Genomic DNA, 857 nt, shown 5'->3' on the forward strand with positions numbered 1-857 from the left:
CACCGGCGGCGTGGGCTTGGGCACGTCGGGCACATGGGCGTGAACCGGGGTCATCGGGAACTCCTGCAGCGGGTTGGAAAAGGTCCCTTTGCCCCGGCAAGGCGTGTGCCCGTCGGGCCGCTTCCGTGCCGCCCGCGCCGCTGAACAACCGCACAAGCCTTGCCAGAATGGGCTCCCCGCCTACAATACCCCCCATGGCATCCCGGTCCACCCTCACTTCCAGCCTGCACGCGCGCCTGCCCCTGATGGCAGGTTCGGCCGTGGCCGGTCGCAAGCTGATGGGCACGGCGGGACTGCGCCAGCCGGCCGCACATTCCTAAGCCCGGCGATACCCCCTCCCTCCTTTTTGCGCAAACCATCTATCGCCGGGCCCCAGCCCAGCGCGATCGTGGCCGCTGCACACCCGCAGCACGGCCGCACCAGATGGAGTGCTCCATGCACAAGACCTTGACCGGTGAACGGCTGCTCACCGAACTCGACTTCACGCGCCTGAACAACCTGCGTGGCGGGAAGATGCCGTCGGAACTGACCGACGCGCTGGACACGCTGGACCTCGTGCCCTCGCGCGAGGTGCCGGCCAATGTCGTCACGATGTACTCGCAGGTCATCCTGGAAGACGTCGCGACGGGCAAGCGCCAGAAGCTCACGCTGTGCTACCCCGCCGACGCCGAGCCGCACCTGGGCTTCATCTCCGTGCTCTCGCCGGTCGGCGCCAGCCTGCTGGGCCAGCGCGCGGGTGCCATCGCCCGCTGGCGCACGCCCAACGGCGACGCCTGCGAGGCGGAAATCGTCGAGCTGCTGTTCCAGCCCGAAGCCAGCGGCGACTACACCACGTAGTCCCCCGCGCTCCCGCCGCG

2 protein-coding genes are annotated in these 857 nt (G+C 69.3%); both read left to right on the forward strand.

Going from position 1 to position 857, the window contains the following annotated elements:
- Nucleotides 1–194: 194 nt before the first annotated feature.
- On the forward strand, nucleotides 195–320 hold the full coding sequence (locus AC07ZS_RS29860) for a hypothetical protein (RefSeq protein WP_494802043.1): 126 nt from the start codon (nucleotides 195–197) through the stop codon (nucleotides 318–320).
- 115 nt (nucleotides 321–435) lie between these two features.
- Nucleotides 436–837, forward strand: coding sequence for a GreA/GreB family elongation factor (locus tag AC07ZS_RS29865; protein WP_494802044.1), 402 nt, complete (start codon nucleotides 436–438; stop codon nucleotides 835–837).
- The last annotated feature ends 20 nt before the right edge of the window (nucleotides 838–857 follow it).

It is taken from the genome of Hydrogenophaga sp. GW456-12-10-14-TSB4, assembly GCF_059424305.1.